This is a genomic window from Streptomyces olivochromogenes, from assembly GCF_001514115.1.
Classification (GTDB): Bacteria; Actinomycetota; Actinomycetes; order Streptomycetales; family Streptomycetaceae; genus Streptomyces; species Streptomyces olivochromogenes.
In genome coordinates this window covers 222,850-242,802 of the sequence record NZ_KQ948461.1, presented here as the reverse complement: position 1 = coordinate 242,802, position 19,953 = coordinate 222,850, and the positions used below count along the sequence as shown (strand labels likewise).

Annotated in this window: 16 protein-coding genes; 10 read left to right on the top strand and 6 right to left on the bottom strand. The window is 71.7% G+C overall.

What is annotated here, in order from left to right:
- Nucleotides 1-184: 184 nt before the first annotated feature.
- The 9 genes from AQJ27_RS28635 to AQJ27_RS28595 all read left to right on the top strand — a co-directional run bounded on the left by AQJ27_RS28635 (nt 185) and on the right by AQJ27_RS28595 (nt 12,149).
- Nucleotides 185-712, top strand: a complete 528-nt coding sequence (locus AQJ27_RS28635; RefSeq protein WP_067374880.1) for a hypothetical protein — start codon at nt 185-187, stop codon at nt 710-712.
- 500 nt (nt 713-1,212) lie between these two features.
- Nucleotides 1,213-3,357 (top strand): hypothetical protein, encoded by a 2,145-nt coding sequence (locus AQJ27_RS28630; protein ID WP_067374878.1) that lies wholly within the window; start codon nt 1,213-1,215, stop codon nt 3,355-3,357.
- Between the two features lie 86 nt (nt 3,358-3,443).
- Nucleotides 3,444-4,982 carry a GT4 family glycosyltransferase PelF gene (gene pelF / locus AQJ27_RS28625; protein ID WP_067374876.1) on the top strand — a complete coding sequence of 513 codons (1,539 nt, stop codon included), beginning with the start codon at nt 3,444-3,446 and terminating at the stop codon, nt 4,980-4,982.
- A complete protein-coding gene (locus tag AQJ27_RS28620) occupies nt 4,979-6,355 on the top strand; it encodes a hypothetical protein (RefSeq protein WP_067374874.1) in 1,377 nt (458 codons plus the stop codon). The genes pelF and AQJ27_RS28620 overlap by 4 nt, the downstream gene beginning before the upstream one ends.
- A gap of 88 nt (nt 6,356-6,443) precedes the next feature.
- Complete coding sequence (locus AQJ27_RS28615; RefSeq protein ID WP_067374872.1) at nt 6,444-7,445, top strand: GDP-mannose 4,6-dehydratase; 1,002 nt, start codon at nt 6,444-6,446, stop codon at nt 7,443-7,445.
- Nucleotides 7,446-7,479: 34 nt separating this feature from the next.
- Nucleotides 7,480-8,193: a nucleotidyltransferase family protein gene (locus AQJ27_RS28610; protein ID WP_067374870.1), complete on the top strand. Its 714-nt coding sequence runs from the start codon at nt 7,480-7,482 to the stop codon at nt 8,191-8,193.
- Between the two features lie 7 nt (nt 8,194-8,200).
- The gene (locus AQJ27_RS28605; RefSeq protein WP_067374868.1) at nt 8,201-9,118 is read left to right on the top strand and encodes an NAD-dependent epimerase/dehydratase family protein; all 918 of its coding nucleotides are present in this window, start codon (nt 8,201-8,203) and stop codon (nt 9,116-9,118) included.
- Entirely contained in the window at nt 9,115-9,774 is a 660-nt protein-coding gene (locus AQJ27_RS28600) for a spherulation-specific family 4 protein (protein ID WP_067374866.1), read from the top strand. Before AQJ27_RS28605 ends, AQJ27_RS28600 begins: the two co-directional genes overlap by 4 nt.
- 98 nt (nt 9,775-9,872) lie before the next feature.
- Complete coding sequence (locus AQJ27_RS28595; RefSeq protein ID WP_067374864.1) at nt 9,873-12,149, top strand: FUSC family protein; 2,277 nt, start codon at nt 9,873-9,875, stop codon at nt 12,147-12,149.
- Between the two features lie 4 nt (nt 12,150-12,153).
- Here the strand turns inward: AQJ27_RS28595 and AQJ27_RS28590 are convergent, their stop codons facing one another.
- From AQJ27_RS28590 to AQJ27_RS28580, 4 genes are all read right to left on the bottom strand, one after another.
- Nucleotides 12,154-13,359 carry a cysteine desulfurase-like protein gene (locus AQJ27_RS28590; protein WP_067374862.1) on the bottom strand — a complete coding sequence of 402 codons (1,206 nt, stop codon included), beginning with the start codon at nt 13,357-13,359 and terminating at the stop codon, nt 12,154-12,156.
- Between the two features lie 45 nt (nt 13,360-13,404).
- A complete protein-coding gene (locus tag AQJ27_RS28585; protein WP_067374860.1) occupies nt 13,405-13,770 on the bottom strand; it encodes a hypothetical protein in 366 nt (121 codons plus the stop codon).
- 31 nt (nt 13,771-13,801) lie between these two features.
- On the bottom strand, nt 13,802-13,978 hold the full coding sequence (locus AQJ27_RS57430; protein ID WP_096240217.1) for a hypothetical protein: 177 nt from the start codon (nt 13,976-13,978) through the stop codon (nt 13,802-13,804).
- Nucleotides 13,979-14,361: 383 nt separating this feature from the next.
- On the bottom strand, nt 14,362-15,324 hold the full coding sequence (locus AQJ27_RS28580) for an anti-sigma factor RsbA family regulatory protein (protein WP_079065318.1): 963 nt from the start codon (nt 15,322-15,324) through the stop codon (nt 14,362-14,364).
- 218 nt (nt 15,325-15,542) lie between these two features.
- Here AQJ27_RS28580 and AQJ27_RS28575 point away from each other — a divergent pair, with 218 nt between their 5' ends.
- Entirely contained in the window at nt 15,543-16,424 is an 882-nt protein-coding gene (locus AQJ27_RS28575; RefSeq protein ID WP_079065333.1) for an RNA polymerase sigma factor SigF, read from the top strand.
- Between the two features lie 128 nt (nt 16,425-16,552).
- On the opposite strand, the gene fusA is transcribed toward AQJ27_RS28575, so the two are convergent.
- Both fusA and AQJ27_RS28565 read right to left on the bottom strand, forming a co-directional pair.
- Nucleotides 16,553-18,652, bottom strand: a complete 2,100-nt coding sequence (gene fusA / locus AQJ27_RS28570; protein ID WP_067374858.1) for an elongation factor G — start codon at nt 18,650-18,652, stop codon at nt 16,553-16,555.
- A 512-nt stretch (nt 18,653-19,164) separates the two neighbouring features.
- A complete protein-coding gene (locus AQJ27_RS28565; protein ID WP_067374855.1) occupies nt 19,165-19,827 on the bottom strand; it encodes an alpha/beta hydrolase in 663 nt (220 codons plus the stop codon).
- Nucleotides 19,828-19,953 lie beyond the last annotated feature (126 nt).

Below are 19,953 nucleotides of genomic sequence, written 5' to 3'. Positions count from 1 at the left end.
GTGGCGAAAGGTCGCCCGGACCGGCCGGCCACACCTTCGGTGTCATGGGCGGATGCGGGTGATCGCGCGGTGTGATGGGCCGGTCACATCACCTTCACGAGACGTACACTTCCGGCCGACCGCCCCTTCCGGCGGGCCGGTTGGGGCAGACGGTGCGCTCGCGGTTTGCCTAGCCTCCCGGGCCATGCGATCCACTCTGATGAGACGCCTCGGTCTCGCCGCCGTCTTCGCCCTTGTCCTCGCCGTGTTCGGTCTGGCCCCCAGCGCGAGCGCGGCCGACCCGGCTCCGGCCGACCTGACGTTCACGACCGACAGCGCCACCACCCACCCGGGCGGCACGGTGAACCTGTCGATGACGATCACCAACAACAGGACCTACGACGTCTGGTTCATCTACCAGACGATCGACCCCACGTGGCTGACCACACAGCGCCCCGACCTGAAGTACAGCTTCAGCGGTTGCAGCCTGGCCACGGCGGCCGGCAGCACCCCCTGTTCCGGTACCGGGCCCGCCAACCTCGGCGCCAACTACGGCGCGACCATCCCGCCCGGTCAGAGCCGGACCGTCACACTGACACTGCAGATCGCCGCCGACTCCGGCTGCAACGGCAACATCGGCTTCTACTCGTACTTCTACGCCGAGTTCAGCGACAGCGCCAACTCCAACGGCGGTCCGGTCTACACGCCCGAGACCCGCGTGCTCTGCTCCTGACGGCAGGCCGGTGACCACGTCGGATCGGGCCCCGGTACGGGGCATCCACGGGGTCGACAGGCCCCCGGTGGCGGACGGTTCGCGCTGAGCGCGGGTCGGCCGCCACCGGCGTTCCGGGGTCCGGATGAATCAATTCCGGCCCGGACACACGATGTTCACATTGCCTGGACCGGTCATGCCCCAACGCGGCGGACTCCCTCGCTCCGCATTCGCTCCGGCTCAGGTCACGACCAGTCCGCGGGGCCCATGGGGCAGTCTCGCCCCACAGTCCGCGGCGACCGACGGACCGGCGTTCCGGACACCTTGATGACCGATTAGACGCCTGCGCTTTTCCGTCACGTTTCGCAACATGACCACGAAAGCTACACACAGACACCACTATGTGACGCGACGGATGCGTCGGCGACCGGCACCTGAGGGGGGCGACGGCGTCGCGCAAGGGGGTGCGTCCGCTCCGAAGGAGCTGTACCCACCCCTGCCCGGGGAGGGGACTTCGCCGCATGCAGCGGACCAGGCGGACCATACGCAGAACCGTGCTCATAGTGGGCGCGCTTATCGCCTCGCTCGGCCTGCCGGCCGGCACGGCCCACGCCGAGGACACCGCACCCCGGATCGATCTGCGGGTACTGGTCGTGAGCGACGGCGGCCCCTCGACCGATGCCATCGCCGCCGAACTGGACGCCGCGGGCACGCCCTACACCGAGGTCGACCTCCAGCAGTCCGGAAGGTCCGTGATCGACGCCGGCTTCCTGGCGGACACGGTGGACGGTCGTCCGCGCGCCAAGTTCCAGGCCGTCGTCCTGCCCAACGACAACCCGTTCCCGGCGGGCTCCGCCGAGATGGCGGCGCTGGCCGCGTACGAGCAGACGTACGCGATCCCCCAGGTGGACGCGTACACCTACGCGCGTCCGGAGGCCGGGCTCCAGTACCCCGTCAGCGGCGGCTACTCAGGCAGCGTCGACGGCGTGCGGGCCCAGGTCACGGCGGCCGGCAAGGCGGGGCCCTTCGGCTATCTGGACGGCACCGTGCCGTTCGAGGACAACTCCCCCACGGTGGGCGAGAGTTACGCCTATCTGTCGACGCCCGCCGCCGGGGCCGACTTCACCCCGTACGTCGACGCGCCGATACCGGGGCAGTCGACGCGGGGTTCCCTGGTGGGCGAGTACCGGCACGACGGGCGGCGCGAGCTCGTCGTCACGTTCGTCTACAACCAGTACCAGCAGCAGTTCCGGCTGCTGGCCCGCGGCATCGTGGAGTGGATGACCGGGGGCGTGCACCTCGGCGCCTCGCGCAACTACTTCGCCGTGCACGTCGACGACGTCTTCGCCGCCGACGACCGCTGGGACACCCAGCTCAACTGCACGCCCGGCGACATCGACTGCCCTCAGGGCGAGGGCGTGACCAACCCGATCCGCATGACCCCGGCGGACGTCGACCAGGCCGCCGCCTGGGAGAGCAGCCGGAACTTCACCCTCGACCTGGCCTTCAACGGCGCCGGCAGCGTGGACCAGCGTACGGACAACAACGGGGTCGACCTGCTGGCCGACAAACTGATCGCCGACCGCGACAAGTTCCGCTGGATCAACCACACCTACACGCACGCCTTCCTCGGCTGCGAGCAGGACACCACCGTGGTGCCCTGGAAGTGCGCCACCAACGCCGACGGCAGCACCAAGTGGGTCAGCCGCAACGCCATCTCCGACGAGATCGCCACCAACCGCGCCTGGGGGCAGGCGGCCGGACTGCCCCTGGACACCAGCGAGTTGATCACCGGAGAGCACTCGGGGCTCAAGGTGCTGCCGCAGCAGCCCGACGACAATCCCAACCTGGCGCCCGCGCTCACCGACAACGGCGTGGCCTGGCTCGGCTCGGACAACTCCCGCGAGCCCGACCAGCGTCAGGTCGGTCCCGCCACGACCGTCCCCCGCTACCCGATGAACGTCTTCTACAACGCGGGCCGCGCGGCCGAGCAGGTCGACGAGTACAACTGGATCTACACCAGCCGCGCCCAGGGCGGCAGCGGCATCTGCGAGGACCACCCCGACACCTCCACCTGCCTGCCGGCGCCGCTGGACACCAGCACGGGCTACGCCGACTACATCGTGCCGCTGGAGACGAGGATCGACCTCGGACACGTTCTCTCCAACGACCCCAAGCCGCATTTCATCCACCAGTCGAACCTGGCCGAGGACCGCATCGCGTACCCGGTCCTCGACGGTGTGCTGGACGGGTACGACGCCCTGTTCGCGGACAACACCCCGGTGGTGAACCTGCGGATGAAGGACATCGGCACCGAGTTGCAGCGGCGCGCCGCCTGGAAGACCGCGGTCTCCGCCGGTCAGGTCACCGCCTACCGCATCGGCGACACGGTGACCGTCCAGGCTCCCGGCGGCGTCGCGGTGACGGCCACCATGCCCACGGGCACCACCGACGGCAGCACCGGCTTCGGTTCCGCGTACGCCGGTGAGGTGTCCGGTTGGACCGCGTCGACGGGCGCACCGCTCGCGTTCGCCCTGCCGTCGACCACCCCGTCGCTGTGCGCGACCGTCGACGTGTCGCGGAAGGCGGCGGCGACCCGGACCGCTCCGCGCACCCGGGTACCGGCCGGTGCGACCCGGCAAGTGCCCTACACCCCGGACAACTGAACGGCGCACCGACAGCCGGTCCGGGCCGCACCACCGGTGGCCGGGACCAGCACGACCACCCCACAACTCGGCCGTGGAGCACATCGATGCACGTTCCCCACGGCGCGCGACGCCCCAAATCAACGCGCGTCACACTGCTCACCGAAGGTACCTATCCGCACAGTCACGGCGGCGTCAGCGTCTGGTGCGACCAGCTCGTCGGCGGCATGCCCGACATGGACTTCGACGTCGTCGCCGTGACCGGTACGGGACGCGAACCGATCGTGTGGGACATCCCCCCGCACGTCTCGCGCGTCGTCGCGGTCCCCATGTGGGGGCCCGCACCCGAAGGCCGGCCACCCCGCGGGCGTCGGCGCAATCAACTCGCCACCGCGTACGAGCAGTTCCTCACCGCCCTGCTCGATCCCTGCGCGGAGGACAGGTTCGGCAGCGCCCTGTACGAGATGGCGCGGGCCGCGGCGGACGGCATGCTGAGTCCCTTCCTGCGCGGGGACCGGGCGATCGGCATCCTGACCGCTGTCTGGAACCGGCCCGGACTGGCCGTGCGCGAGGCACGGCCGACCCTGCACGACGCGCTCACCGCCACCGCCCTGCTGGAACACGCGCTGCGACCGCTGGCCGCACCGCTGCCGGAGGACGGAGTGGCCCACGCGGTCAGCGGCGGTGTCGCCGCACTGCCGGGCCTGGCCGCGCTGGAGCGGCACGGCGTACCCCTGCTGCTGACCGAACACGGCGTCTATCTGCGCGAGCGCTATCTCGGCTACCGCACCGCCCCCTACCGCTGGCCGGTGAAGGCCGTCGTGCTGGGCTTCTTCCGGCTGCTGGCCGAGGAGACCTACCGGCGGGCCGCCCTGATCACGCCGGGCAACCGCTACAACCGGCTGTGGGAGGAACAGGGCGGCGCCGACCCCGCGTCGATCCGCACCGTCTACAACGGCGTGGACCCCGCCGCGTTCCCGCCGGCCGGCCCCGAGCCGACCGAGCCCACCCTCAGCTGGGCCGGCCGCGTCGACCCGATCAAGGACCTGGAGACCCTCATCCGCGCCTTCGCCCTCGCCCAGGCCCAACTCCCCACGCTGCGGCTGCGGTTGTTCGGCGGCACACCGCGGGGCGGCGAGGCATACCGGGAGCGGTGCGAGGCGCTGGCCGCCGAACTCGGCCACGCGGACGCGGTCACGTTCGAGGGTCGCGTCGACGACATCAAGGACGCCTACGCCGCAGGCAACGTCGTGATGCTCTCCAGCATCAGCGAGGGCTTCCCCTTCACCCTGATCGAGGCCATGTCCTGCGGACGGGCGACCGTCTCCACGGACGTGGGCGGGGTACGGGAGGCCGTCGGCGACACGGGTCTCGTCGTACCGCCGCGCGATCCCGCCGCGATGGCCGCGGCGGCGCTGGAGCTGCTGGGTGATCCCGACCGCCGCCGTGCGATGGGCGAGGCGGCGCGGCTGCGGGTGATCGAGCAGTTCACCCTGCGCCAGACCGTCGACACCTTCCGCTCGATCTACCTGGAGCTGTCGGCGCTCGGCCGGATCACACCACGCGAGCCGTGGACGGCCGACCGTGCCACGGCCGACGCGGAACTCGCTGCGGCGGGCGCGCAGTCGGGGAGCCTGGCCGGATGAGCGGGCCGATGGAGCTCCAACCCGGCGGGCCGCAGCAGGACACGCTGGCCCTCCGGCTCGCCGACGACCGCACGCTCGCCCTGCGCCTGCCGGACCACGGCCCGGACCGGGACGCGGTCGACCGGCTCGCCGCGGAGCTGGCCGACCGCATCGGGCCCGCCGTCCATCCGTACGAGGTGGCGGCGCTGCTGGAGTCGGAGGGACTGACCGCCGAGGTCATCCAGGAGCGCTACGGGCACCCCCATCTCTTCTCGCTCGCCGCCACCCTGTTCGAACGGGTGCCGCGCACCTTCCCCGAGCCCGCGAAGCCGGCCGACCCATGGCGCCCTGACCATGTGCGGTGCGCGTTACGCGGGGCGCTGTTCGCGCTGCCGGGACTGGCCTACCTGCTCACGGGGCGACTGTGGCAGGCCGATCGGCACACCCATGTCCTCATCGTGGCCGGGCTGGTCTCCTGGGCCTGGGGCCAGGCGCTGGGGCACCGGGCCTATCTGCGGATGACCACGGGGCGGCGGGAGGCCGGCCGCACGCTCCTCAAGGGCGCGCCCCTGGGCGCCGTGGTGGCCACGGCCGCCGGGGCGTTGGTCGCCGGACCCGGTCCGGCGGCCCTGGTCGCGGCCGCGCAGTCGGCGTACCTCGCGGCGGCCGGCGTGCTGCTGGTGCTGGGCCGGGAACGGCTGCTGCTGGCCGCGCTCACCCCGTTGATCGCCGGCGCGGCGGTGCTGCCGTGGTGGGAGCCGGGCACCGCGCTGCGGGCCGGACTGCCCCTGTTGGCGCTGCTCGGTACGGTCGCCGCGGCCGGCTGGGCCCTGCGGAGCACCCTCGCGGCCGTACCCGTCCCGGGCGGCACCCGACCCCGGCTGCTGCGGTCGCTGCCGTACGGCCTGTTCGGTCTGGCCGCCGGGGCGCTGGTGCTGCTGGAGGGCCGCCAGGAGCCGTACGCCGTGATCGTGCTGACCGTGAGCATGGGGCCGGCCGAGTGGCTGCTGTACCGCTACCGGGGCCTGTCGGTGGCGGCGCTGCGGGCGACGGCCACCCCGGCCGGGTTCCTGCTGCGTTCGGCCGGCGTGCTCGCCCTCTGCCTGTTCGCCTACCTGCTGCCGTTGCTGCCCGCGGCCCTGCTCACCGATGCCGAGCCGACCCCGCTGCTGCTGCTCGCGGCGACCCTGTGGACCGCGCTGCTGCTCCAGGCGTTCGGGGTGGCCTGGACGCCCGCCGGGGTGTGCCTCGCTGCCGCGGGCGGGGCCGCGGCGATCACCCTGTTCCATCTCCCACCGGGCACGGAGGTGCTGTCGCTGTGCTGCGGCGCCGCCGCGCTGTGTCTCGCGGCGTGCGCGCTACGGCTGCTCGGGCGGCCCGCGCCGCATGCCTGACCTCCGGACCACCACCGCACGACAACGGCCCCCGGGCCGCGCCCGACGCACGGACATCACACGCGCAACCGACCGGAAGGACCACGCGTTGACCTCCGCACCGCTCGCCGCCGTCACCGGAGCCGAGGGTTTCATCGGCTCACACCTCACCGAGGCGCTGGTCGCCTCCGGACACCGCGTGAGGGCCATGGCGCAGTACAACTCCTTCGCCTCCTACGGCTGGCTGGAGACCCTGCCCACCGACGTCCTCGACCAGGTGGAGATCGTCCTCGGCGACGTCCGGGACCCCGGCTCGGTCCGGGGCCTCCTCGAAGGCGCCGACTGCGCCTACCACTTGGCCGCCCTCATCGCGATCCCGTACTCGTACCAGGCACCGCACAGCTACGTGGACACCAATGTCACCGGAACGCTCAACGTGCTGGAGGCGGTGCGCGCCCTCGGCACACCCCGGCTGGTGCACACCTCCACGAGCGAGACCTACGGCACGGCGCAGACCGTGCCGATCACCGAGGACCACCCGATCAACACCCAGTCCCCGTACGCCGCTTCGAAGGCGGGCGGGGACCGGCTCGCCGACAGCTACCACGCGAGCTTCGACACCCCGGTGGTGACCCTGCGCCCGTTCAACACCTTCGGGCCGCGCCAGTCGATGCGCGCGGTGATCCCGAGCGTCATCGGGCAGGTGGCGGCCGGCGCGCACACCATCACCCTCGGCGATCTGAGGCCCACCCGCGACTTCACCTACGTCAAGGACACCGCACAGGCGTTCCTCGCGGTGGGCACCGCGCCCGCCGAGCGGGTGGTCGGCCGCACCTTCAACGCCGGAACCGGGAGCGAGATCTCCGTCGGTGACCTGGTCACGCTGATCGGCAAGGTGATGGACACGGCCATCGACGTATGTGAGGACGCACAGCGCATCCGGCCCGCGAACTCCGAGGTCATGCGGCTGGTCGCGGACGCGACCCGGCTCGGCGGGGCGACCGGCTGGAGTCCCGGCCACGACCTGGAGCAGGGGCTCGCGCACACCGTGGAGTTCTTCCGCGACCCGGCCAACCTCGCCCGGTACAAGACCGGCGTCTACAACATCTGACCCCGTCCGGCACGTCCACGAAGGAGGAGCCCCTATGCACGCAGTGATCCTGGCGGGAGGCAAGGGCGTCCGGCTGCGGCCCTACACCACCGCGCTGCCCAAGCCGCTCGTGCCCATCGGCGACCAGCACGCCATCCTGGAGATCGTGCTGCGCCAGCTCGCCACCGCGGGCTTCACCCACTGCACGCTCGCCATCGGCCACCTCGGCGAGATCATCCGCGCCTACGTCGGCGACGGCTCCCAGTGGGGCATGGCCGTCGACTACGCCACCGAGGAGAGCCCCTTGGGCACCATGGGGCCGCTGCTCACCATGCGCGAGCGGCTGCCCGAGTCGTTCCTCGTGATGAACGGAGACGTCCTGACCGACCTCGACTACGCCGACGTCCTGAAGCGGCACCGGGACTCGGCCGCCCCGCTGACGATCGCGACCTACGCGCGCAAGGTGCACATAGACTTCGGCGTGCTGACCACCGACCAGAGCAAGGTCGTCGCGTTCACCGAGAAACCGAGCATGGACTACCGCGTCTCCATGGGCGTCTACGGGCTGTCCAGGTCGACCCTCGACGACTACACGCCCGGGCTGCCGCTGGGCTTCGACGAGTTGGTGCTCGATCTGCTCACAGCACACAACCCCCCGCACGCCTACGACTTCGACGGGTACTGGCTCGACATCGGCCGCCCCGACGACTACGACCGGGCCAACGCCGAGTTCACCACCCGCAAGTCGATGCTGCTGAAGGGAGCCTGACCACCGCATGCGCATTCTCGTCCTCGGCTTCACCGGCTATCTGGGCGGTCACGTCGTCGAGCACCTGCGCGCCCTGCCGGGCGTCCGGGTGTTCGGTGGCGGTCGCTCGTCCGGCGCGGAGCTGGACATCGACCTGGCCACCGCCCGTACGGACGGGCTGGCGAAGACCCTGGCGTCGGCGGCGCCCGATGCCGTGATCAACTGCGCGGGCTCGACCGGCGGGGACGCCGTGACCCTCGCGGAGGTCAACTCCCGTGGCCCCGCCGTCCTGTGCGCGGCGCTGCGGGAGGCGGCGCCCTCGGCGCGCCTCGTCCATCTGGGCTCGGCCGCCGAGTACGGCCCCGGCACCCCTGACACCCGGGTGACCGAGGCGTCGGCCACCCGTCCCGTCACCCCCTACGGCGCCACCAAACTCGCCGGGACGCTCGCCGTGACCGCCTCCGGTCTCGACGGGGTGGTCCTGCGCGTGGGCAACCCGGTGGGGCCCGGCGCCCCGCCCACCGGGCTGCCCGGCCGGATCGCCGGGCTGCTGCGCGCGGCCGGCCCGGACCCGGACGCGGTGATCCGACTCGGTGACCTGTCGGCATACCGCGACTTCGTGGACGTACGAGATGTGGCGCGGGCGGCGGTGCTCGCGGCCACGTCGCCCGGGCCCCTGCCGCACGTCCTCAACATCGGGGGCGGACGTGCCGTCCCGGTGCGCGAGCTCGTACGGACACTGGCCCGCACCGCCGGGTTCCTGGGGCGGATCGAGGAGGACGGCGGCGACGGCTCGGCGCGCTCGGGGGCGGTGTCGTGGCAGTGTTCCGACATCGCCGCCGCCGGTGACAGCCTGGACTGGCGGCCGTCGTACGCCCTGGAGGAGTCGCTGGCCGGGCTCTGGGCGGCGACGTCCGTCCGGCCGGAAGGCGGCCGGGCGCCGTGAGCCTGCTCATTCCGCTGTACGTCCACCCGGCCGAGGACCCGGGCGCCTGGCACCGGCTGATCACGGCCGCGGCCCGTACGTACGCGGTGGTGATCAATCCCGCGAACGGTCCGGGCCCGGGCCCCGACCCGGCGTTCACGGCGGCGGCCGGAGCTCTGCGGGCGGCCGGCGCCCGCCTGCTCGGCTACGTGGACACCGACTACGGCGCGCGTTCCACGGCCGAGGTCGCCAAGGACGTCGTACGGCACAGCGAGTGGTACGGGGCCGACGGCTGTTTCCTGGACCGGGTGACCTCGGACCCGGCCGAACTGCCCGCCTGCCGAAGGCTGGTGCGGGCCGTACGCCGGCTGGGCGCCACGACCGTCGTGCTCAACCCCGGGGTGCACCCGGCGCCGGGGTACGCGCGCGTCGCCGACCTGACGGTGACCTTCGAGGGGCACTGGACGACCTATGTGTCGGCGTTCAGCAGACCGGCGTGGACCGCCCGGCACCCGCCCGATCGGTTCTGCCATCTCGTCTACGGTGTGCCCGAGGCGCTCGTACCGCTCGCCGTGCGCACCGCGCGCGAACGCGGCGCGGCGGTCTGCGGTCCCGTGACGGGAGTACCGCCCAATCCCTGGGCGCAGTTGACGCCCGCGCTGAGCGAGGCCGACTGAGCCCGGGGTCGCCGCGGACGCCGGGAAGGACGCGCGGGCGTCGACACGTGCCATGCTGGAACCGCTGATCATGGCGGAGAGCGAGGCAGAACAACAGCGTGAGGACAGCGACACGGCCGGGCCGGACGAGGATCTGGGACCGATTCGCGGCATCGGACCCCGGACTGCTGCGGCTCATGGCCGGGCTGCGGACGGCGGGGGCCATCGCGCTCACGCTCGCCGTACTGGCGCTGCTCGGCGCCGGTAAGACTCAGCTGGTGGCCGGTTCCATCTCGGCCATGGCCGCGACCTTCGCCATCAAGGAGAAGCAGCAGCGCAAACAGGCGGTCACGCTCGCGCTCGGGCTGGTCGTGGCACTCGCCGCGATGTCGCTGGGGGCACTGCTCAGCACCCACGTGGTCGCGGGCGACCTCTTCTTCCTGGCACTGATCTTCGCCGCCGTGTACAGCCGCCGCTTCGGTGATCGCGGAACGGCGCTGGGTCTCATCGGGTTCCAGGTCTACTTCGTGTCGCTGTTCGTCGGGGCCGGCGTCTCCGGTCTGCCGGGGCTGTGCGGGACCCTGGTCGTCGCGTTCGTGTGCAGCGCGCTGGTGCGTTTCGTCGTCGTGCCGGAGACGCCCGAGCGTGTGCTGCGTCGGTTGCGCGCGGCCTTCCGGGCCCGTCTGGCACAACTGGTCTCCGCCCAGATCGAGTTGCTGGACGCCGGCCCGGACCGGGTGGAGAAGGCACTGGAGGAGGTCAGGCGGCACACCGCCCGACTCCACGAGAGCGCGATGATGATCCAGGGACGGCTGGCGGAGGGGACCAGCGACAGCGCCACCGCCGCGCTCGTGCAGCGGCGTATCGCCGACGCCGAGATCGCCGCCGAACGGCTCGGGGTGCTCATCCTCACCGCCCGCAGCGCGGAACGCCCCGACACGCTCACCCTGCATCTGCCGCACGCGCCCGTGCCCGCGGCGAGCGACCGGCTCACGGCGCAGGACGGCACCACCGCCACCCTGCGCCGTGATCTCGAAGCGCTGCGCCTGCTCGTCCTACGCCCGGTCGCCGAGGACCGCGGCACCGGGGTGGCCCAGGTGCGCAACCGGCTGCTCGGTTACCGCGACGAGGAGAACCTGCCGCGGGCCTCGGCGGCCGTCCAGGACGTCTTCCGCGGGATCGGGGAGACGGGGCGTTCCGTCCTGGGACTGCGGCTCGCCCTCGACGGGCCCCAGGACGAGTCCGACGACACACCGTCGACGGCCCGTTCCCGTGAGGAGTTGGACGCCGAGGACGTCGCCATCGCCAGGGCCGAGGAGGACGAGGAGGACACGCACGACCGCACGGGGTGGAAGCGGCCGACGACCCGTACCGCGGTCCAGGTGTCGGTGGGTTCGGCCCTGGCCATCATCGGTGGGGAGTTTCTCTCCAGTCAGCGCTGGTACTGGGCCGTGCTGACCTGCTGGGTGGTCTTCCTGAACACGGCGTCCACCGGAGAGATCCTGGTCAAGGGGTACCGGCGGCTGCTCGGCACCGTCCTCGGCGTCGTCGCCGGTGCCCTGCTGGCGAGTCTGGTCGGCTCCCACACCTGGACCGCGTTCGCCCTGGTGCTGCTGTTCATCTTCGCGATGTTCTTCACCGCGCCGCTGTCGTACGCCCTGATGTCCTTCTTCGTCACGGCGATGCTGGGCCTGCTGTACACGCTGCTCCACACCTACAGCACCGGGGTGCTCGTCCTTCGTATCGAGGAGACGGCGCTCGGCGCCACCTGCGGTGTCATCGCGGCCGCCCTGGTGCTGCCGGTGAACACGGACCGCCGTACCGACGAGCTGCTGGCCACGGTTCTGAAGCGGCTCGGGGAGGTCACCGGTGCGGCGGTCGACCAGCTGAGCGGCGGCCCGGCGATCGAGCTGCTGGACAAGGCGCGGGATCTCGACACGGCTCTGGACGATCTACGGTCCTCCACGCAGCCGTTGACCCATCCGATCACCCCGCTGCGGGCCCGCCGGGAGACCGTGCGCTATCTCGTGGCGCTCCTGGAGACGTGCGCGTACCACGCGCGTTCCCTGGCGGCGACGGCCGATCTGCTGCCGTACAGCAAGACCGTCGCGGCCGATCCCCGGCTCAAGGGGGCCGGCCGGCGCATCGCGCACAACATCGACGTCCTGGTCGCTCGCGTCGAGGACGACGACACCGAAGGCGTGGCCGAGACCGGGCCCAGCCTCGCGTCCATGCTGGAGACGGACCGGCCGGGCCTTCCCCGGCACGACCGCGTGACCGACCGGGTCCTGCGGCATCTGCAGCGCCTGGACGAAGGCGTGATCGGCCTCGCCCGCCCTCTCGGAGTACGGGTGTCGACCCCCGCGAACACGGCGTCCCGGGGACCCGCCGCCTAGGGGGTCACGACTTCAGGAATGCCGCCAGGGCCTCCAGCAGCCGTTCCACGTCGTCCTCGTCGTTGTAGGGCGACAGTCCGAGGCGCAGGCCCCCGGTGTCGCCCAGGCCCAGGTGGCGCGATGCCTCCAGCGCGTAGAACGTTCCCGCGGGCGCGTGCACGCTCCGCGCCGCCAGGAAGCGGTAGGCGTCGTCCGTGTCGCGGTCGTCGAAGGTCAGGAGCAGGGTGGGGGTGCGGTCGGCCGCCCGGGAGCGGACCGTGACGCCCGCGAGTGCGGCAATGCCGTTCTCCATCCGGTCCCGCAGCGCTCGCTCGTGCCGCTCGATCGACGCGAACGCGGACCGCAGCCGGGCGCGCCGGTCGTCCGCGGGACCGGTCCCGAGACCGGCGAGCAGGTCGACGGCGGCGCGGGTGCCGGCGAGGAGCTCGTAGGGCAGCGTCCCGAGCTCGAAACGCTCCGGGACCGCGTCGGAGGAGGGCAGCAGTTTGTCGGGACGCAGTGTCTCCAGCAGGGCCGGAGCGGCGGCGAGCACGCCGTGGTGCGGGCCGAGGAACTTGTACGGCGAGCAGACGAAGAAGTCGGCGCCGAGCCGTGCGAGGTCCACGAACGCGTGCGCCGTGTAGTGCACGCCGTCGACGTAGAGCAGGGCGTTCGTGCGGTGGACCAGGCGGGCGATCTCCGCGACGTCGGGGAGCGTGCCGATCAGGTTGGAGGCGGCGGTGACGGCGACCAGCCGAGTGCGTTCGGTGAGCAGTTCGCCCACGGCCGAGGGCGGGAGTTCGCCGGTGACCGGATCGAAGTCGGCCCATCGCACCCGGGCGCCGGTCCGCTCCGCGGCCTGGACCCAGGGGCGGATGTTGGCGTCGTGGTCGAGACGGCTCACCACGATCTCGTCGCCGGGGGCCCAGTCCTTGGCCAGCGCCCGGGAGAAGTCGTACGTGAGTTGGGTGGCGCTGCGGCCGAAGACGACTCCCGAGGGTTCCCCGCCCAACAGGTCGGCCATGGTCTGCCGGAACTCCCCGACGAGCGCCTCCGCGTTCGCCTCTCCCACCGTGACGCTCCCCCGGTTCGACAGCGGGCGGGTGAGCGCGTCGGCGATCGCCGCGCCGACCGGCGCCGGCGTCTGGGTGCCGCCCGGACCGTCGAAATACGCGATACCGGTCCGCAGGGCGGGGATCTGGGCGCGCAACGCGCCGACCTCGTAGGTCACACGGGCTCCTTGGGCTGCGATGTCGTCCGCTCGGGGACGACGACATCAGGCGAGCTGTCCGGGCGGCAGGCTTCGGTAGTAGCTGCCGACCCGGTCCAGGTATGCGGGGTCCAGGGTCTCGCGGTCGGTCCGGAAGACCGGTGCCGAGGTCATCTCCTCCCGGGTCCGGGCCATTGTCACCTTCCGCGCCTGGGTGTCGATGTCGGCAACGACACCCACAGGTACCAGAACACTCTTTCCGAACACCCACACACCGGTGTCGACGATCAGGTGACGCATACCGCAATCGCCGGCCTGTCGGTCGACGTGCCCCATCGTCCCGTCGCTCGCCTCGACGGTGTAGCCGGTGAGGTCCAGCGCCTCGGGGCTGCCGAACCCCGGTGCGTACGACCAGATTGTGTCGATCGTCATGCTGTTCCTCCTGAACCGTCCACCCGAGATGTCAGCGCCTGCGGCCGCGGGTCGCCCAGCCGCCGCCGACGCCGGAGACGTGCAGGGCGAGCAGGGTCAGCCCTATGAGCATGACGTTGGTCGACGTGAAGACGTCGTTCGTCGAGAGGTCCGCGGCATTGATCAAGAACGCGATGAACAGCACGATCGCCGCAACGATTCCGAGCATGAACTCTCCTCTTCCGAAGTGGTGGTGGAGTCCGAGTGCCCCCAGGAATCCTGCCGACACGTCATCATGGAGCCCACCACCCGGGCCGCGCGTGCTGATCAGTCTGCTGCTGTCGCCGCACACGCCCCCATCGGCCCGCGGCTCATCGAAAGCAGACAGCAATGGCACACACCCCGGCCGTATCGGCCTGTTCTCCCGTCGGAGCCGCTGCGTGAACGCGGCCCGTGTCCCGGGCCTGGTCCTGCCCCTGGTCTATCTCTGCGGGCTCGTCGCGGTGCTGGTCTGGTACTGGCGGCACCGCGGCGAGTAGAGCGAGTACGGAGAGTGGAGCGAGTGCGGCGCGTAGCCAGGGGCACGGCCGGCCCCGGGCCAAGCGGCCGCGGTCATCTTCGGGCGAGATAGCTGCGCACGGTCGTTCCGGACGCGGCGGTGTGGACGCGTACGAGGTCGGACAGGAAGTGGACGAGGAGCAGGCCCCGTCCGCCGAGTTGGTCAGGGCGCACCGGGCGGCGGCCGGCCAGGGGGTCGGTCAGGTGTCCCTCGTCACGCACCTCGCAGACGATCTGCTCGCTCTCGGCCCAGATCCGCAGCGTCCCCGAACCGCCTCCGTGCACCACACTGTTGGTCGTCAACTCCGCGACCACGAGGTTCAGATCCTGCAGCCGGGGCGGCGCCATCCCCCGCTCCCGTGCCTCGCGCAGCGCGATGTCGCGTACGGCAGGCAGCAGTCCGGCGGTGAAGCGGACCGTGGCCGCTCCCGGCGGATACGGCAAGGTCTCGTTGTAGCGCGCGAGGACGCGTTCGGGATCGTAGGCGTGGCTGACGGCCTGCCGCCCGTCGCTGATCACCACGGGGTGCGTGGCGTGCGCGTCGGCGATCACGTCGTCGGAGAGGGTTCGGGCGTCGTAGGGGCAGAGGATGGTCGCCTCGCGTCCGTGGAACGCCGCGTTGATGAGGGCTTCGTGCTGGACGCAGGCCGGGTACTCGAGCGGCGTCCGGCTGTACCAGATCGGCTCTCCGATGATGCGCACAGGGCGTCCGGGGTGGGCGTCGGCGAAGGATCGCAGGACGGCCGGGATGATCCGGCCGGGGTTGCGGCCGGCCCGTGTCATGTCGATCCAGCGGACCTCGTGGGCGGCCGGACCGAGTTCCGCCTTGAGCAGCTCAAGTCGAGACGGAGGTGCCGCCACCGCCACGGGCAGGCCGGTGGCGAGGCCCTCGGACACGAACGGCAGCGTGCCTTGCGCGTACTCCTGCTCGGAGCGGTACAGGAGCGCCGGGTGCGCGAACGGCTCCGCCCGGTCTCGGACGAGGGGCGACCGCGCTCCGTCTTCTCCTTGCTCCATTCCCACTGGCTCACCTCGGATCCCACTGTAGGCGGCGGCGGTTGCCGTCGGTGTGCATCCGGGAGAGGGCTTCGGCGAGAAGTATTACTGGCGCCACGTCCGGCGGGCCGCGCAACAGAGGCGTTCCGCGGGTTTCAAAGTTTGGGTGGCATGACTGGCTTGAGACGGGGCAGACGAGCCCTGTCTTCAATTCCTTCGAACGAACTGGGGTGGACCGCATGGCAGCCGTGACGGCAGCGAAGGCAACCAACACGGCACAGCAGGCAGGGACGGCGCAGGAGGAGGTACTCCCCCTGATCGACGAGCCGCTGAAGATCAGCCCGAAGGACGCGCGCGCGTTGTCGCGTCAGTTCTTCGACCGGCTGGCCGTGCTGGAGGAAGGCACGCACGACTACCAGTACGCCCGCAACACGCTCATAGAGATGAACCTCTCCCTCGTGCGGTACGCGGCGGCCCGCTTCCGCAGCCGCAACCAGGACGAGATGGAGGACATCGTCCAGGTCGGCACGATCGGGCTCATCAAGGCGATCGACCGATTCGAGCTGACCCGCGAGGTCGAGTTCACCTCCTTCGCCGTTCCGTACATCGTCGGCGAGATCAAGCGTTTCTTCCGCGACACCAGCTGGGCCGTCCACGTGCCCCGCCGTCTTCAGGAGGCGCGGATCGAACTCGCCAAGGCGACGGAGGAACTGCGCACCCGCCTCGGCCGCACCCCGACCACGCGTGAGCTGGCCGCGCTGATGTCTCTCTCCGAGGAAGAGGTCATCGAGGCGCGCAAGGCCTCCAACGGCTACAACTCCTCGTCTCTCGACGCCGCGCTCACGGCCGACGACGGCGCGGACGGGGACACCGTGCTCGCGGACTTCATCGGCGAGGACGATCCCTCGCTCGAACTCGTCGAGGACTTCCAGTCCCTGGCCCCGCTGATCGCCGAACTGGACGAACGTCAGCGCCGGATCATCCACATGCGTTTCGTCGAGGAGCGCACGCAGGCCCAGATCGGCGAGGAACTCGGCATCTCGCAGATGCACGTCTCGCGTCTGATCACGCGCATCATCAAGCGTCTTCGCACCGGGCTGCTCGACCCCGCGGTCGCCTGACGCGCCGCGGTCGTCCGACGCAGCCGCCCCGGGCAGCGTTCGACCAGGACAGTCTTCGAACAGGACAGTGTTCGACCGGGGCGCCGCGGGACGGTCCCGCCCGAAGTCGGGCGGGACCGTCCTGTGCGTCACCGGGCCGCAGTCCCGGTCGACGCCGTGCTCGGTGTCGGGGCGTACCCGGCGGGCCGGGCGGTGAAGACTCCCCGGCCCCGGGTCCGGCTGCGCAGCCGGGTCGCATAGCCGAACAGCTCGACCAGCGGCACGGTCGCGGTGATCACCACGACGCCCGCCCGCGCGACGGAGCCCGAGACCTGCCCGCGTCGCGCCGCCAGGTCACCGAGGACCCCGCCCACGGCGTCGTCCGGCACGGTGACCGTGACGTCCGCCACCGGTTCCAGGAGAACCATCGCGCAGGCGCGCAGTGCCTCCCGCAGCGCGAACCGGCCGGCCGTCCGGAACGCCCGCTCCGAAGAGTCCTTCGGATGGGTCGCTCCATCGGTGAGGACGACACGCACCCCGGTGACCAGGTGCCCGCCGAGCGGCCCGTCGGCCAGCGCGTCACGGCACCCGGCCTCCAGCGCCCGGACGTACTCCTGTGGCACCCGTCCGCCGACGACGGTCGAGCGGAACTCGAAGCGCGTCGCGCCCTCACCGCCCTCGTCCGGGACGTCCTCCAGCGGCTCCACGTCGAGCACGACATGGGCGAACTCACCGGCGCCGCCGTCCTGTTTGACGTGCCGGTGGACCAGCCCCGACACTCCCCGGACGACCGTCTCCCGGTAGGCCACCCTCGGCCGGCCGACCCGGACGTCCAGTCCGTGGGCGAGCCGGATCTTCTCCACCGCCACCTCCAGATGCAGTTCGCCCATGCCCGACAGGACCAGCTGGCCGGTCTCCGGGTCGGTGCGCACGACCAGCGAGGGATCCTCCTCGGCCAGGCGCGTCAACGCGGACACCAACAGCTCCGCCTCAGCGCTGCCGACGGCCTCGACGGCCACCGAGACGACCGGATCGGCGACGGTCGGCGGTTCGAGAACCAACGGAGCCCCGGGGGCGCACAGGGTCGACCCGGCGCGGGCCGACTTCAGCCCGACCACCGCGACGATGTCGCCCGCCACCGCCCGCTCCAGTGGGGCGTGGCGGTCGGCCTGCACCCGCAGGATCCGGCCGACGCGCTCGGTGCGCCCCGTGCCCGAGTCCCACACCGTCTCTCCCTTCCCGATCGTGCCCGAATAGACACGCAGGTACGTCAGCCGCCCCGTGGCGGTCCCGTTCACCTTGAACACCAGTGCCGCGAACGGCGCCGCCGGGTCGGCGAACCGCTCCTGTTCCCCACCGTCCCGGGTGCCGCGTACCGCGGGCACGTCGAGCGGCGACGGCAGATAGGCCACCACGGCATCGAGCAGTGGCTCGATCCCGCGATTGCGGTAGGCCGAGCCGCACAGCACCACCACGCCGTCGCCGGAACGGGTCAGGTCGCGCAGCGCGGCGGTCAGGGTCCGCGCGGAGAGCGTCCCTTCCGCGCAGAACTCCTCGAGCGCGCCGGGGTGGAGTTCCGCCACCGCTTCCTCCAGTTGTCGGCGGCGGCCTTCCGCGGCGTCCCTCAGTGCCTCGGGCACCGGGCCTTCCTCGACCGTTTCGCGGCCTTCGGACCAGACCAGTGACCGCATGCGCGGCAGATCCACCACACCGGTGAACCCGGCCTCCGATCCGATCGGCAACTGGACGACCAGCGGGGCCGGATGCAGCCGCTCCCTGATCGACTCGACCGCGGTGTCGAGGTCGGCACCGGCACGGTCGAGCTTGTTGACGAAGGCGATCCTCGGCACGCCGTACCGGTCCGCCTGGCGCCACACCGCCTCGCTCTGCGGTTCGACTCCCGCGACGGCGTCGAAGACCGCCACGGCGCCGTCGAGCACCCGCAGGGAGCGCGCCACCTCGTCGGAGAAGTCGACGTGGCCCGGGGTGTCGATCAGGTTGATCCGGTGCGCGTCCCAGGCACAGCTCACGGCCGCGGCGAAGATGGTGATGCCACGATCGCGTTCCTGGGGGTCGAAGTCGGTGACGGTGGTGCCGTCATGGACCTCACCCCGCTTGTGGGTGGTCCCGGTGAGGTACAGGATCCGCTCGGTGAGGGTGGTCTTCCCGGCGTCGACGTGGGCGAGGATGCCCAGGTTGCGGACGGCGGCGAGCGGGGTGTCGAGGTAACGGTGCAGGTCGGTACGCACGGCCCATGGCCTTTCGGAATGATCCGGATGGGGCGGCGCGATTTCCCGGACGAAGCGGCCCGCGGTCGTGCCACGGGCCGTACGGGGACCTCTGGCCACGGCGCATCCCCATGGGGGCGTACGGAGCCGATCTGCCCGGCGACGGGCGGAGAGAGGTCAGATGTTCGTCACGGACCACCGGTGTCGGCCGCGCAGCCGGCACCGGGAATCCGAAGACACGAGGATCACCTCGTAGCGCGAAGGGGGAACGACGACAGCGGTGCGGTGACGCACGGCCCGGCTCCCCTCACTCGTCAGGACGCGCGCCGTGATGTTCCGCAGGTGCGGTGAGCGCGCGTTGTGGGGTGAGTGTAGGGAGCGCGCGTCGGTCGGCGCACCGGAATTTCGCTCCTCGCGCCTCGCCCGGTACCGGAGTTGACGACTCCGACAGGTCCGGGCGTCGACAACTCCGACGGGTCCCGGCGTCGCGGGTCCCGGTCCGGTCCCGATGTGCGGATTCCGGGCAGGTCCGGTCAGAGCAGGCCGGAGTCGGCCTCCGAGAGCGCCCGGGCGAGCAGTCCACCGGGCGGCTCCGTGGGCCGCAGCAGTTCGGCGACGGCCGCCCCCGTGGCGCCGTGCCAGGTTCCGTACCGTCGGAGCATGGCGTGGTCACCGCCCTTGACCAGCAGCACACCCGCGCGGGAGCCGGCCTCCCTGGCCCGGCGGACGAACGCGATCGACTCCGACGGATCGGTGACGCGGTCGCGGTCACCGTGGAGCGCGATCACCTTCTTGTCCTGGAGGTGGGCCACCGGTTCGCCCTCAGGACACCAGGGCGCCAGCGCCACCACTCCCCCCACCTGTGTCGCCGCCGCGACGCGCAGAGCTGCCCGGCCGCCCATCGAATGACCCACGAGAATCACCGGCACCTCGCCGACGAGGCGGGCGAGCTCCGCGAGTGCCCGCTGGACGTCACCGACGGGGTCGGCCCGTGAACCGTTCCAGCCCTGGAGGCGGTAGCGCACCTGTCCGAGGAAGACCGCGTCGTCCGGCACGGCCGCGGCGACGGCCCGGACCACGGGCCTCATCCGCAGCGCCGCCACGTTCCAGGGCCGTGAGGGGGCCAGGCTGTCGGCCCGGCCCCCGTGCAGGACGAGCACGGCCGCGCGCACCGCCTCCGAGTGACGGACCGGCACCAGGGCGGTGCCGGCCCCGACCGGTCCACGCGCCGGTGCGCCAGAGGTCCTTGTCCGCGTTCGGCCCCGCATCACAGCTCTCCCCGTGTCCCGACTCCGCCTGTGGAGAAGTGTCCCATCGCCCAC

Excerpts from the sequence above, each read along its gene's own strand:
- AQJ27_RS57430 (WP_096240217.1), bottom strand. The coding sequence starts at position 13,978 with ATGCTCGGAATCGTTGCGGCGATCGTGCTGTTCATCGCGTTCTTGATC.
- pelF (WP_067374876.1), top strand. The coding sequence starts at position 3,444 with ATGCACGTTCCCCACGGCGCGCGACGCCCCAAATCAACGCGCGTCACA.
- AQJ27_RS28585 (WP_067374860.1), bottom strand. The coding sequence starts at position 13,770 with ATGACGATCGACACAATCTGGTCGTACGCACCGGGGTTCGGCAGCCCC.
- AQJ27_RS28635 (WP_067374880.1), top strand. The coding sequence starts at position 185 with ATGCGATCCACTCTGATGAGACGCCTCGGTCTCGCCGCCGTCTTCGCC.
- AQJ27_RS28605 (WP_067374868.1), top strand. The coding sequence starts at position 8,201 with ATGCGCATTCTCGTCCTCGGCTTCACCGGCTATCTGGGCGGTCACGTC.
- AQJ27_RS28575 (WP_079065333.1), top strand. The coding sequence starts at position 15,543 with ATGGCAGCCGTGACGGCAGCGAAGGCAACCAACACGGCACAGCAGGCA.
- AQJ27_RS28610 (WP_067374870.1), top strand. The coding sequence starts at position 7,480 with ATGCACGCAGTGATCCTGGCGGGAGGCAAGGGCGTCCGGCTGCGGCCC.
- AQJ27_RS28620 (WP_067374874.1), top strand. The coding sequence starts at position 4,979 with ATGAGCGGGCCGATGGAGCTCCAACCCGGCGGGCCGCAGCAGGACACG.
- AQJ27_RS28630 (WP_067374878.1), top strand. The coding sequence starts at position 1,213 with ATGCAGCGGACCAGGCGGACCATACGCAGAACCGTGCTCATAGTGGGC.
- AQJ27_RS28580 (WP_079065318.1), bottom strand. The coding sequence starts at position 15,324 with ATGGAGCAAGGAGAAGACGGAGCGCGGTCGCCCCTCGTCCGAGACCGG.